11 protein-coding genes are annotated in these 12,807 nt (G+C 77.5%); 7 read left to right on the top strand and 4 right to left on the bottom strand.

The window, feature by feature from the left end:
- Positions 1-5 precede the first annotated feature (5 nt).
- Together ACFVVL_RS02025 and ACFVVL_RS02030 are read left to right on the top strand one after the other, a co-directional pair.
- Positions 6-539 carry a GNAT family N-acetyltransferase gene (locus tag ACFVVL_RS02025; RefSeq protein WP_387670663.1) on the top strand — a complete coding sequence of 178 codons (534 nt, stop codon included), beginning with the start codon at positions 6-8 and terminating at the stop codon, positions 537-539.
- On the top strand, positions 526-1,074 hold the full coding sequence (locus ACFVVL_RS02030; RefSeq protein ID WP_387670665.1) for a 2'-5' RNA ligase family protein: 549 nt from the start codon (positions 526-528) through the stop codon (positions 1,072-1,074). The genes ACFVVL_RS02025 and ACFVVL_RS02030 overlap by 14 nt, the downstream gene beginning before the upstream one ends.
- A 1,208-nt stretch (positions 1,075-2,282) precedes the next feature.
- On the opposite strand, the gene ACFVVL_RS02035 is transcribed toward ACFVVL_RS02030, so the two are convergent.
- The gene (locus ACFVVL_RS02035) at positions 2,283-3,176 is read right to left on the bottom strand and encodes a carbohydrate kinase (protein ID WP_387670667.1); all 894 of its coding nucleotides are present in this window, start codon (positions 3,174-3,176) and stop codon (positions 2,283-2,285) included.
- A gap of 326 nt (positions 3,177-3,502) precedes the next feature.
- On the opposite strand from ACFVVL_RS02035, the gene ACFVVL_RS02040 reads away from it, so the two are divergent.
- From ACFVVL_RS02040 to ACFVVL_RS02055, 4 genes are all read left to right on the top strand, one after another.
- Positions 3,503-5,032, top strand: coding sequence for a M1 family metallopeptidase (locus ACFVVL_RS02040; RefSeq protein WP_387670669.1), 1,530 nt, complete (start codon positions 3,503-3,505; stop codon positions 5,030-5,032).
- Positions 5,033-5,550: 518 nt separating this feature from the next.
- Positions 5,551-6,072: a SigE family RNA polymerase sigma factor gene (locus tag ACFVVL_RS02045; RefSeq protein ID WP_380297664.1), complete on the top strand. Its 522-nt coding sequence runs from the start codon at positions 5,551-5,553 to the stop codon at positions 6,070-6,072.
- Complete coding sequence (locus ACFVVL_RS02050) at positions 6,059-6,940, top strand: hypothetical protein (protein WP_387670671.1); 882 nt, start codon at positions 6,059-6,061, stop codon at positions 6,938-6,940. The genes ACFVVL_RS02045 and ACFVVL_RS02050 overlap by 14 nt, the downstream gene beginning before the upstream one ends.
- An 83-nt stretch (positions 6,941-7,023) precedes the next feature.
- Positions 7,024-7,272, top strand: coding sequence for a hypothetical protein (locus ACFVVL_RS02055; protein WP_387670672.1), 249 nt, complete (start codon positions 7,024-7,026; stop codon positions 7,270-7,272).
- 22 nt (positions 7,273-7,294) lie between these two features.
- Here the strand turns inward: ACFVVL_RS02055 and ACFVVL_RS02060 are convergent, their stop codons facing one another.
- From ACFVVL_RS02060 to ACFVVL_RS02070, 3 genes are all read right to left on the bottom strand, one after another.
- A complete protein-coding gene (locus ACFVVL_RS02060; protein WP_387670674.1) occupies positions 7,295-8,926 on the bottom strand; it encodes a sigma-70 family RNA polymerase sigma factor in 1,632 nt (543 codons plus the stop codon).
- 206 nt (positions 8,927-9,132) lie between these two features.
- Entirely contained in the window at positions 9,133-10,188 is a 1,056-nt protein-coding gene (locus tag ACFVVL_RS02065) for a CAP domain-containing protein (protein WP_387670676.1), read from the bottom strand.
- Positions 10,189-10,341: 153 nt separating this feature from the next.
- On the bottom strand, positions 10,342-10,836 hold the full coding sequence (locus ACFVVL_RS02070; protein WP_387670678.1) for a GNAT family N-acetyltransferase: 495 nt from the start codon (positions 10,834-10,836) through the stop codon (positions 10,342-10,344).
- A gap of 234 nt (positions 10,837-11,070) precedes the next feature.
- On the opposite strand from ACFVVL_RS02070, the gene ACFVVL_RS02075 reads away from it, so the two are divergent.
- Positions 11,071-12,618 carry an ATP-dependent DNA ligase gene (locus ACFVVL_RS02075; protein WP_387670681.1) on the top strand — a complete coding sequence of 516 codons (1,548 nt, stop codon included), beginning with the start codon at positions 11,071-11,073 and terminating at the stop codon, positions 12,616-12,618.
- Positions 12,619-12,807 lie beyond the last annotated feature (189 nt).

A 12,807-nucleotide genomic window follows, 5' to 3' on the forward strand; every position in this document is an offset into this window, starting at 1 on the left:
CGCCCATGACGATCAGCACGCAGCGAGGTACGACCGAACCCTGGGCGATCGCGCCCGCCGACGTCGGGTCCGCGGAGTCCCTCGCGCTGCTGCGCGACTACTACATCGACGTCGCCAACAGCTACTACCGGCTGCACCTCGGCCGGGAGGGCACGCCCGAGGAGATCGAGACCGGCCTCGCCGGCTCGCCCAGCGACGACCTCGCGCCGCCCACCGGCGTCTTCCTGCTCGGCCGCTACGGCGGCGAGGCCGCCGGCTGCGCCGGACTGCGGGTCGTCGACACCGCCACCGTCGAGCTGACCCGGGTCTACATCCGCCCGGCCCGGCGCGGCACCGGCGGCGGAGCGCGGCTGATGGCCGCCGTCGACGCGGCGGCGCGGGCGCTCGGCGCCGAGCGGATCGTGCTGGACACCCGGCTCGACCTGGTGGAGGCCCGCGCGCTGTACACCCGGCACGGCTACCGGGAGATCCCCGCCTACACCGACCGCCGCTACGCCGAGGTCTGGTACGCCAAGGATCTCGCCCGTGCAGACCGTTGAGCTGCTCTGCGACCCTCCGCTCGACCGCGCCGTGCGCGCGGTCTGGCAGCAGCTCGCCGACGGCGGGGTGGACAGCCTCGCCCACAACCCGCACCCCGGCCACCGCCCCCACCTCACCCTGGCCGCCTGCGCCCGGATGCCCGCCGGGGCGGCCGACCGGCTCGACGAACTCCTCGCCGACGCCCTGCCGCTGACCGTCCGGCTGACCGGTCTGCTCTCCTTCTCCGCCCGCAGCAGGCGCCGGGTGCTCAGCTGGTCGGTCGTCCCGACGGTCGAGCTGATGCAGCTGCACCACCGGGTCTGGGAGGTCCTGGAGCACGCCGAGGACCCCGACCCCCACTACGTCCCCGGCCGCTGGTCCCCCCACCTCGGCCTCACCCGCCGCCTCCCCCCGGACGCCGTCACCCTCGCCCACACCCTCCTCGGCCGCCACCCCGACCTCACCGGCACCCTCGACACCGCCCGCACCTTCGACACCGACACCCAGCACACCCGCCCCCTGGGCCCCGCCACCAGCCGACACACCCGGCCGTAGGCCACCACGACCCCACCCGAACCGCCGGCCGCCTGCCGGGGCCCCGTCCCCCTCGCCCACCCCTCCACGGCCACCACCCTCGACACCGACACCCAGCACCCCCGCCCCCTGGGCCCCGCCACCGACCGACGCACCCAGCCGTGGACCACCACGACCCCACCCGAACCGCCGCCCTCCTGCCGGGGCGAGCGTGGGTCTCGATCAGGTCGGACGCGGCCGCAGCGCAGTCCGTGCGGTGAGGCGCCTCCCGGCCACCGGGCCGGGGGCGCGCATGCCCCGGCGTCCGCGGACCCGGCCCGGGCCACAAGGCACGCCCTCGGGCCTCTCCCGGACCGTCTCGGACCTGTGGGGGTCTCCCCACCCTTCGGCCTGGGGTACCCCAGGCGTGCGTGCACCGGCGGTCCGGAGACGGGGCCACCTCCAGACCGGAGACCGAGGGCGTAAGCGCCCCAGCGACGACCGCCTGACGCGATCCGAACGACAGGGCGAGCCCACGTCTTACGGACCGGGCCGGACGAGACCGCAGCGCAGTCCCTGCAGTGCGGCACCCCCCGGCCCGGGCCACAAGGCACGCCCTCAGGCCTCTCCCGGACCACGTCGGACCCGTGGGCGTCGGCCTGGGGTACCCCAGGCGTGCGTGCACCGGCGGTCCGGAGGCGGGGCCACCTCCGGACCGGAGACCGGGGCGTGCCAGGCCGGACGAGACCGCGGCAGAGTTTCTGCAGCGCGGCACCCCCCGGCCCGGGCCACAAGGAACGCCCCCGGGTCTCTCCCGGACCACGTCGGACCCGTGGGCGCCTGCCAGGGGTACCCCCAGGCGCGCGTGCATGGGCGGTCCGGAGGCGGGGCCACCTCCGGACCGGAGACCGAGGCGCACCAGGCCGAACGAGACCGCGGCAGAGTCCCTGCAGTGCGGCACCCCCCAGCCCGGGCCACAAGGCACGCCCCCGGGCCCCTCTCGGACCACGTCGGACCCGTGGGCGTCTGCCGGGGGTACCCCAGGCGTGCGTGCACCGGCGGTCCGGAGGCGGGGCCACCTCCGGACCGGAGACCGGGGCGTGCGCACCCCGGCGACGACCGCCTGACCCGATCCGAACGACAGGGCGAGCCCATGTCCTACGGACCAGGCCGGACGAGACCGCGGCGGAGGCACGCTGGGGCACCTCCCCGCCGGAGGGCGGACCCGGCCTGGGCCCGCAGGGTGCGCCCTAGCCGCGCAGGGCGGCGGCCAGTTCGGCGAGGTCGGGCGGGGCGGCGCCGGGGCGGGTGACGGTGAGGGTGGCGGCGGTGGTGGCACGGAGGAGGGCGGTGTCGAGGTCGGCGCCGGTGTGGCGGGCGTGCAGGAGGGCGGCCGTGAAGGCGTCACCGGCGCCCACGGTGTCGGCGACCTCGACGCGGCGGGCCGGTGCCTCCGCGTGGCGGCCGTCGGCGGTGAGTGCGAAGGCCCCGGCGGGCCCGCGGGTGACCGCGACGGTGGCGGGGCCGAGGCCGAGCCAGTGGCGGGCCGACTCCTCCGGGGTGCGGTGGGGGTAGAGCCAGGCGAGGTCCTCGTCGCTGGCCTTGACCAGGTCGCTGAGCGCCACGCAGCGCTCGACCCGGCGGACGGCCTCGGCGTGCTCGCCCATCAGCACGGGCCGCACGTTCGGGTCGTAGCTGACGGACGCCCGGCCGCGCCAGCGCTCGACCAGGGCGAGCACGGCCGCCGCGCCGGGCTCCGTGACGGCGGCGATCGAGCCGAGGTGCAGGTGTCCCGGCGGGAAGGGCAGCGCGAACGGCGGGAGGGTCCAGCCGATGTCGAAGGTGTAGTGCGCCCGCCCGTCGGCGTCCAGCCGCACCACCGCCGAGGGGGTGCGCGGGCCGCCGTCCCCGCCCGCCGGCTCGCGCAGCAGCGTGACGCCGGCCGACTCCAGGTGGGCGCGGATCAACCGGCCGTACGGGTCGTCGGCGAGTTCGGTGACCAGCGCGACCGGCTCCCCGAGCCGGGCCAGGCCGTACGCGACGTTGGCCGGGCTGCCGCCGGGGTGGACGGTGTCGGGCGCGCCGTCGGTGCGGACGACGTCGGCGACACACTCGCCGATCACCACGAAGTGCGGGCTGGTCACGGGTTCGCTCCTGCCGGTCCGGTGCGCCGGCGGGGGCTGCGGGCGGCCGGCGCGGCTGCCCAGCCTACGAGGCGGGGCGGGGCGCGGCGGGCACGGTGCGCGGGCATGAGAGTACGGCCGCCGGTCCTGGCCAGGCGCTCCGGCGGCCGTGGCCCCGTCCGTCAGGGGGCGGAGCTCTTCGAAGGTATGACACTGCGCAGCCGTCCGGCTACCACAATGGGCCGTCCGGGGGACGCCGCGTGTCGCCCGGACTGTCGGAGCCCTCTGCTACGGTCCGTGCCCGGAGGATCGCTCACCGGAAGCGGGTCCGTTCGACACGAGACGAGGTGACCGCTGTGCCGCCCGGACACCGTCCTGTCCTCGCCACCGCGCTCGCGCTGGCGGCGCTCCCGCTCGCGCTGACCCCGGCGGCCGGCGCCCCCGCCGCCGGCCTCGCGGGCGCACCGGGCGCCGGGGACCCCGTGTTCCCCTCGCTCGGCACCACCGCCTACGACGCGCTCGCCTACGACCTCGCGTTCGACTACCGCCCCGCCACCCGCACGGTGGACGGCACCACCGTGCTGACCGCCCGCGCGCTGACCCGGCTGACGGGCCTGGAGCTGGACGCGCTGGGCCTGGACGTGCACGCCGTCCGGGTCGACGGGCACCCGGCCGGGTTCCGGGCGCACGACGAGAAGCTGACCGTGCTGCCGGCCCGGCCGGTGCGGGCGGGCGCCGTGCTGCGGGTGGAGGTGGAGTACAGCGCCGACCCCCGCGCCGCCCTGCCGCACACCGGCTGGGTGGTGACGCCCGACGGCTTCGCGGTGGCCGGGCAGCCGGACGGCGCGCACACCGTCTTCCCCTGCAACGACCGGCCGGGCGACAAGGCCCGCTTCCGGATCGCCGTCACCGCGCCGGACGACCTCCTCGGCGTGGCCAACGGACGGCTCACCGCCACCGAGCCGCACCCGGACGGCACCACCACCCGGCGCTACGTCTCGCGCGAGGCGATGGCGACCGAGCTGCTGCAGGCCTCGGTGGGCCGCTACACGGTCCGCGAGCGCGGCGGGCCGGACGGGCTGCCGCTGCGCGACGTCGTGCCCACGGCGCGCGCCGCGGACCTGGAGCCGGCCCTGGCCCTGACGCCCGGCCAGCTGGCCTGGGCGGAGCAGCACCTCGGACGGTTCCCGCTGGAGACGTACGGGCTGCTGCCCGCCGACACCGACGACCCGGCGGCGTTCGGCTTCACCGGGCTGGAGACGCAGACGCTGACGCTCTACAAGCCGGACTTCCTGCGCGGGCCGGAGCGGACGATCGGCTCGCACATGATGCACGAGTTGGTGCACTCCTGGTTCGGTGACAGCGTCACCCCGGGGACCTGGGCCGATCTCTGGCTGAACGAGGGCCATGCCGACCTCTACGGGTTGATGTACCGCTACGAGCGCGGCTGGCCGGACTCCGGCGGATCCACCACGCTCACCGACCGGATGCGCAGGGTCTACGCCCAGGGCGACCAGTGGCGCCACGACTCCGGCCCGGTGGCCGTGCCGACCGCCGCGACGCTGTTCGACAGCCAGCGGTACACCGGCGGCGCGCTGGTGCTGTTCGCCCTGCGGGAGCGGGTCGGGGCGGAGGTGTTCGACCGGATCGAGCGGGCCTTCCTGGACCGTCACCGCCACGGCACCGCCACCACCGCCGACTTCCTGCGCACGGCCGACGAGGTCTCCGGGCAGCCGCTGGGCGACTTCCTGCGCGAGTGGCTCTACGGCGAGCGGACCCCGCCGATGCCCGGTCACCCCGACTGGACGGTGGACCCGGTGGATCCCGGCGCCGCCGAGCGGACGGGAGGTGGGCCGCGCGGATCGGGGACGCTCTGACGGAGGGCGCCGGCGGGGTTCTCCGGGGCCGCCCGGGCGGGGCGTGGTGCGGACGGCGGACGGCGGGCGGGCCGTCCCGCCCGGCGCGCCCTGCCGGTGCCCCCGGGCGCCCCGCGCGCGCCCTTGGCGGGCCGCCGTGGGGGGCGGATCGTGGTGGCCACGGCCCGCCCGCCGCCCGGCCGAGTCCCGGCCGGCTCGCGGGCCGTCCAGCGTCCGCGCCGGGCCGCTCCCCCCACCGCCCCGGCGCCCGCCCCGCCCCGCGCCCGGTCCCGCCGTCCCGGACCGTCCCGGAGCTGTCGGCCCGGACCCGACCGGCCCGGGAGAGCGGGTCCGGGAAACCGCTTTGCGAAACTGGTCCCGGCGACCGGACAACCCACGGCGGACCCCAGCGCGTTCAGCAGCCGTGAGAACGACAGCGAGGACCCGGCGGCCACGGCCGACCGGCAGGACCGCCGCCACCGACGTGGCGGCACGGGCGACGGAGACGGCGGCGGGAACGGCATGGCGGGGGCGGCGGGATGACGGACGCGACACCGGACTTCGAGGAGTTCGTCGCCGCCCGCAGCCCCCGGCTGCTCCGGATGGCCTGGCTGCTCACCGGCGACCCGCACCAGGCCGAGGACCTGCTGCAGACGGCCCTCGCCAAGGTGTGGCCGCGCTGGGAGCAGATCTCCATCGACCGGCCCGAGGCGTACGTCCGCAGGGTTCTGGTGAACGCGCACGTCTCGTGGTGGCGCCGCCGCTGGCACGGGGAGCTGCCGCACGAGCGGCTGCCCGAGCCGCCGACGGCCGCGGACCCGTTCGACGACGTGGTGACGGGCCAGGTGGTGGCGGCCGCCGTCCGGGCACTGCCGGCCCGGCAGCGGGCGGTGGTGGTGCTGCGCTTCTTCGAGGACCTCAGCGTGGAGGACACCGCCGAGGCGCTGGGCTGCAGCACGGGCACCGTCAAGAGCCAGACGCACCGCGCCCTTCAGGCGCTGCGCGGCCGGTTGCCCGCCCGGGAACTGCTCCTGGACGGGGGGCGTCGTGACGGAGCCTGAGTTCCCCGCCCGGGACGCCCCGGACCGGGAGGCGCCCGGGGACCGTGAGGTGGCGGACGAGCTGCGGGTGCTGCTCCAGCTGGCGCCCCCGCACCTGTCGGCACCCGAGGACCGGATGGAACGCGTGCTGGCCCGGGCGGCCCGCACCCGCCGGCGCCGTCGCCGGGCCGCCCTCGCGGGCGGGCTGGCCGTCGGCCTGACCGCGGCCGTGCTGGCGGCGGCCCCGGCGCTGGCGCCCGCTCCGGGGGGCTCCTCGCTGCATCCGGCCGCCTCCGGCCCGGCCGGCGACGCGGTCCCGTCCGGCGGTGCGTCACCGAGCACCCCGCCGGGCAGCTGGCCCGACGGCAGGACCGGCGACGGCCTCACGATCCGCTTCACCCTGCTCGACGACATCGCGATGGACGTGCCGTTCGGCTGGTACGGCCTCACGGCGCTGCCCGGCAGCGGGCAGTCGGAGCCCCTCGGCTACCTCTCCTCCCAGCAGCTGGCCGGGGCGGCCGACTGCCCGCGCCCGGACAACCTGCAGAGCCCGGTGTGCATCACCGCGGGAGTGCTCGCCGACGAGGGCGTGGTCATCGCGCTCCGGGTGATCCCCGAGCAGAACAACGCCGAGAAGCTCCTGGGCCAGCCACCGGTGCTGGAGTCCGCGCCGACCGACAAGGACTGCGTCCTGCGGGGCGGCACCCAGCAGCTGCGCGGGTTCCAGGCGCTCCTGGTGTCCGGGCGGGCGGAGCTGGTCCAGCTGACGGCCTGTCTGCGGCTTCCGTCGTCCGAGACCCTCACGACGCTGAAGCGGACGGTCACCTCGATCCGCCCGGCCGAGAAGGCGCCGTCCGCGTCGCCCGTCCCGGTCACCCGGGCGAAGTGATCCCGGGGGCGCGCCACCGGCCCGCGCGCCCTCCGGTGACCGCCCGGCCGTAACCCGGGTGGCGGAGCCTCGTTGGACGGGGCATGAAGAAGCGCAGCATGCTCGCCGTCGCCTCGCTCGCCGTCGGCGTCGTGGCCTCCCTGACCGCCCCCAGCGCCCACGCCGCCGTCGCGGACGGCGCGGGCGACCTGACCGGCCCGCTGCGGAGCGGGCCGCTCGCCTCGGTGCCGGACGCCCTGCCGGGGCAGCTCGGGGAGGCCGGCACCGTGGTCGGCCAGGCCACCGGCCACGTCACGGGCGAGGCGCCGGGCCTGGTCGGCCTGCCGGTCTGACGGACGGCGGGCCGACGCCGGGTCAGCCGAGCGGGGTTCCGAGGTCCTGGGTCCAGTAGGGGCCCCCGGGTCCGGTGGCGACGCCGATGCCGACGTCCTTGAACGCGCAGTCCAGCATGTTCGACTGGTGGATGCCGCCGTCCATCCAACGGGAGAAGACCACGGCCGGGGCGATCGGTCCCCGGTCGAGGTTCTCGCCCCACTGCGACCAGCGGTAGCCGGCCGCGGTCAGCCGGGTGTCCGGCCGGCCGCCGTCGGGGGCGACGTGGTCGAAGTAGCCGCGGGCGGCCATGTCCTCGGCGTGCTTCTGGGCGGCGGCGTGCAGCTTCGGGTCGATGCGCAGCGGGCCGCAGCCCCGCCTGGCCCGCTCGGCGTTGACCAGGTCGACCAGCTGGCGTTCCTGGTTCGCCGGGGCGGCCGGGGCGGTGCTCGGCCGGGCACTGCTCGGCGCCGGGGTCGGGCTCGCGGCCGCAGGGGGTGCCACGGCGGACGACGGCGTCGCGCCGGGGCCGGTCGTCGGCGGCCCGGCCTCCGGGCTCGGCGCGGCCGATTCGGCGGGTGCGGCGGGCGGCGGTGCCAGGACGTCGGGGGCGGTGGCCGGGCTGGCCGGTCCGGGCGCGGTGTCCCCCGGTCCGGTGTGCTGGGGCCAGACCATCGCCAGCGTCGCCGCGGCGAGCACCGCCGCCGTCCCGCCCGCCAGCACCGTCCGCCGCCGGGCGAGCCCGCCCCGGCCGCCCGGTCCGCCGGCCGGGTCCCCGGGCACGGGCGGCGGGCCCGCCGCCGCACCGGGCGCGCCGCCCGAGGAGCCGCCGGACGCACCGGCGGCGCCCGGGGACCCGGTGGCCGCCGCGCCCGCGGACTGGAGCGCGAGCCCGCCGGGGGCGTCCATCGGCACCGGGACCAGCGCCAGACCGGCCAGCAGCCCCTCGGCCGGGACGAGGTCGCGGGCCAGCCCGTCGCAGGCGGCGCAGCCCCGGACGTGCCGGGCTGTGCGCTTGCGCCAGACCGAGTCCGGGGTGCCGTCCCAGCCGGTCGTCAGTTCCGTGAGCTCCGGGCAGCGCGGGTAGGCGGTGAGCGCGCGGACCACCACCCGGCCCGCCTCCAGCTGCTTCTTCATCCGCTGGACGCGGACGGCGGCGTGCTGCGGCGTCAGGTCGAGCACCTCGGCGAGCTCGGCGCGGGTGAGCTCGCCAGCGGCCTCCAGCCACCACAGGGCGAGCAGTTCCCGGTCGTCCGGGTCCAGCCAGCGGGTGGCCTCGGCGACCTCCCGGCGCTGGCCGGAGAGGCCGAGCCGCAGGATGGTCAGGTCGGTGAAGTCCGCGCCCGGGTCGGCCAGTTCCCAGCTCTCGTCCAGGCCGCCGACGGCCGCCTGCTGCTGGCCGGTGTAGCGGCGGCGGACCTGGTTCATGGTGATCGCGACCAGCCAGGACCGGAACGCCTCCGGGTCGCGCAGACCCTCCAGGCCGTCCAGCGCCCGGATCATGGTCTCCTGGGCGACGTCGTCCACGTCGGCGTGGCCGTTCAGCGCCCGGCCGGCGACGTTGTAGACCAGCGGGAACCAGGCGGCGACCAGCGCCTCGCGCGCCCGGGGGTCGCCCGCCTGGGCCGCGAGCACCAGGGGCGCTCCGGCGCCGCTCTGCACGTCTACGTTCATGGGTCCGCACTCCGTCTTGCTGTCGTCCGTCCGCCGCTGCCTCCTCGGAGACCTCTGGGGAGTGCTCAGATAACAACAATTCCCGCTGATTCGGAAAATCGGCGGCCCGCCGCCGCCCGGCGGGCCCGGGCGGCGGTCGGGAAGGGGCTCCGGACGGGCCCCGCACAGTGGCCAGAACGGGCCCCGGACAGCGGCCAGGACCGGGCTCAGGACGGTGCGGCGAAGACCTGGGTCCACCAGGGCCCGCCCGAACCGGTCCGGACGCCGACGCCGATCTGCCGGAAGGAACAGTTGAGGATGTTGGCGCGGTGGCCCGGGCTGTTCATCCAGGACTCCATCACCGCCGCCGGATCCTTCTGGCCGCGCGCTATGTTCTCGCCCCAGGTGCTCCAGCGGTAGCCGGCCGCCTCGATGCGCTGGTCGGCGTGGGTGCCCTCGGGGCTCGCGTGGTCGAAGAAGTTGCGGTCGGCCATGTCGTCGCTGTGGACCTGGGCGGCGGTGGCCAGCCGGGCGTCGGCGGTGAGCGGTCCGCAGCCGGCCCGCGCGCGCTCGGCGTTGACCAGGTCCACCACCTGCTGGGCGAAGGAGCCGTTGGCGGAGCCGCCCGGCTTGGCGGTCGTGGTCGGACGCGGGGCGGTCGACGAGGGCTTGGCGCCGGGCGCCGCCGTGGCGGTGGCGGTGGTGGCGGCGGTGGCCGTGGGCACGACCGACGCGGGGGCGGTCGGGGGCTGCGGGCCGGCGCCGTCGCCGGGCGCCGGGCTCGCGGCCGGGTCGCGCGGCGCGGTGGAGACCGTGGCGGCGGTGCCGGGCGCCGTGGAGGCGCTGCGGCCCGGGGTGGCGGCCGGGGCCGAGGGCGTCGCGGGGGCGGCGGGAGCGGTGCCGGCCGAGGGGCCGGCGCCCGCCGCGCGCGCCTGGTCGGTGGCGGCCGGGGCCGGGTCCGGCCCGCTGAGGCCCGCGCCGGGCACCTGGATGCCGTTCAGGTCACCGGCCTCCGCGTCGATCAGCGGCTCGTGGGCGACGGCCTGCACGCCGGTGTCGCCGCCCTCCTCGCCGCGGTACACCGCGTACCCGGCACCGGTCAGGGCCGCGATCACGCCCGTCCCGGCGACGGCCGCGACCACGGCCACCACCGGCCCGACCCCGCCGCGCCGGCGCCGTCGGCCGTGGCCGCGCCGCCGTTCCGCGGCACGGCGCCCGGAGCGCCCACCGGGGCCCGGGTGCCCGGTCGCGGGGAGGATGGTGGTCCGGTCTTCGCTGTTCACCTGCGCACGCTTCCTGTGTTCGGTCCGTCGGGTCCGCCGGAGGGTCCGGCGGACGGGTGCCGACACGAGGGAGACCTGCGGGCGGTGACCGGATAACAGAAAAGTGCGAACGGATTTCCGAACGGGGGCGGCGGACGGCCGCCCCCGTTCGGCTCAGGCCCCGGCCGGGAGCATGTCGTAGGTGAGGAACCGGGTGCGGGTGGCGACCTGGTCGTACTTGCCGCGGGCCCGGTAGTTGTCCTCCGCGGTGATCCAGCGGACGGCGTTCCAGCCGCGCTCGGCGGCGATCTCGCGCAGCCGGGCGAGCAGCAGGTCGACCGCGCCGGTGCCCCGGGCGGCGGGGGCGACGAACAGGTCGTCGAGGAAGCCGGCCACCGCGCCGTGCAGCGGGCGGACGAAGGGCCGGTAGTGGGCCAGCCCGACCGGGGTGCCGTCGGCGTCGCGGACCAGCAGGCCCTCCAGCTCGTGGGCCGGGTCGGTGAGCCAGGACCAGACCAGCGCGGCCTTCTCGTCCGGCATCGGCACCCGGTAGAACGCGCCGTAGCCGCGGTACAGCTCGCGCCAGGCGGCGAAGTCGGCGTCGGTGGGCGCCCCGACGGTCCAGCCGGCCGGGGCGGCGACGGTGCTGACGGCGGTTTCCGGGGTCATGCGGAACTCCCTCTGATCGGTGGCCGGTGGGGGCCGGATGCGATGCGTGCCAGCATGACGGCCCGTCATCTGCCGCGCCGATCGACAGCGCGGCCAAGAACCCCACCCTTCCACGCCGATCCGTCGCCCGGAGCGTTCTCGGCGGGCCCGGGGGCGGCCCGGCGCGCGCCGGCGCCCCGGATCGCCGATCCTGGACGCCCGGCCCGCCGACGGGCCGCTCCCGAGGAGGCCGCGATGCTGCTCCGCCGGCTGGCCCTGACCTCGCGCGCCGTCGCGGCCGAGCCCGGCCGCCGGGCGAAGACCGGGCTGCTCGCCGACTGCCTGCGCGAGCTCGGCCCCGACGAGGCTCCGGCGGCGGTCGCGCTGCTGTCCGGCGAGTCGCAGCGACTGCGCACCGGCCTCGGTCCGGCCGCCCTGCGCGACCTGCCGCCGCCCGCCGCCGAACCCCGGCTGGGGGTGCGCGAGACGGAACGGGCGCTGGAGGCGATCGCCGCGGTGCACGGGCCCGGCGCCCGGGCGGAGCGGCACCGGCTGCTGACCGGTCTGTTCGAGCGGGCCACCGACGCGGAGCAGGCGTTCCTGCGCGCCGTCCTGGTCGGCGACCTGCGCCAGGGCGCGCTGGACGCGGTGGTCGCGGACGCGGTGGCGCGGGCCGCCGGGGTGCCGGCCGCCGCGGTGCGCCGGGCGCTGATGTTCCGCGGCTCCGCCCGGGCGGTCGCCGCGGCCGCGCTGACCGGCGGGGAACCGGCACTCGCCGCGTTCCGGCTGGAGGTGGGCCGGCCGGTGCGGCCGATGCTGGCGGCCTCCGCCCCGGAGGTCGGCACCGCACTGGAGCGGTTCGCCGGACCGGTGGCCCTGGAGTGGAAGCTGGACGGGATCCGGGTGCAGGTGCACCGCGACGGCCGGGACGTCGGCGTCTTCACCCGGTCGCTGGACGACATCACCGCCCGGGTGCCCGAGGTGGTGGAGGCGGCGCTGGCCCTGCCGGTGCGGTCGGCGGTGCTGGACGGCGAGGCGATCGCGCTCGGGCCGGACGGCCGGCCGCGGCCGTTCCAGGAGACCGCCGCCCGCACGGCGGCGCGCCGCGACCCGCAGCGGCTGCGGGCCGAGGTCCCGCTGAGCGTGCACGTCTTCGACCTGCTGCACCGGGACGGCGAGGACCTGGTCGACCGCCCCGGGCGGGAGCGCTGGGCCGCGCTGGACGGGGCCGTCCCGGCCGGGCTGCGGGTGGCGCACACCGAGACCGGGGACCGCGACGAGGCGCTGGCGTTCTTCGAGGACGCCCTCGCGCACGGCCACGAGGGGGTGCTGGTCAAGGACCCGGCGGCCGGCTACCAGGCCGGACGGCGCGGCGCCGGCTGGGTCAAGGTCAAACCGCGGCACACCCTGGACCTGGTGGTGCTGGCCGCCGAGTGGGGCAGCGGGCGGCGGCAGGGCTTCCTCAGCAATCTGCACCTGGGCGCGCGGGCGGGCGGCGAGGCGGGGCTCGGCCCGTTTGTGATGCTCGGCAAGACCTTCAAGGGGCTCACCGACGCGACGCTCGCCTGGCAGACCGCGGCGCTGCTGGAGCGCGCGGTGGAACGGGACGCCTGGACCGTCCGGGTGCGGCCCGAGCTGGTCGTGGAGATCGCCTTCGACGGGGTCCAGCGCAGCCCGCGCTATCCGGCGGGGCTGGCGCTGCGGTTCGCCCGGGTGGTGCGCTACCGGCCCGACAAGAGCGCGTCGGAGGCGGACACCGTCGCCGCCGTCCGGGAGATCGCCGCCGCGGAGGGGCTCGGCTGAGCGGCGGGCCACACCGGAACGCTCCCGGACAATTCAGCTGACGGTCAATCAAACTCCGTTTTTCGCAAAGTCGTTCACGAGCGTACCCAAATCGGCCATTCTGCGCGGGTTGGCCGTCCACTCTTCGTGTGCGACGGGAAGCGGGGATAGCTTGGCCGGGACAGCGGAGGGCGGCCCGGCTCCGGCGGA

The sequence above is a fragment of the Kitasatospora sp. NPDC058115 genome (assembly GCF_042884635.1).
Classification (GTDB): Bacteria; Actinomycetota; Actinomycetes; order Streptomycetales; family Streptomycetaceae; genus Kitasatospora.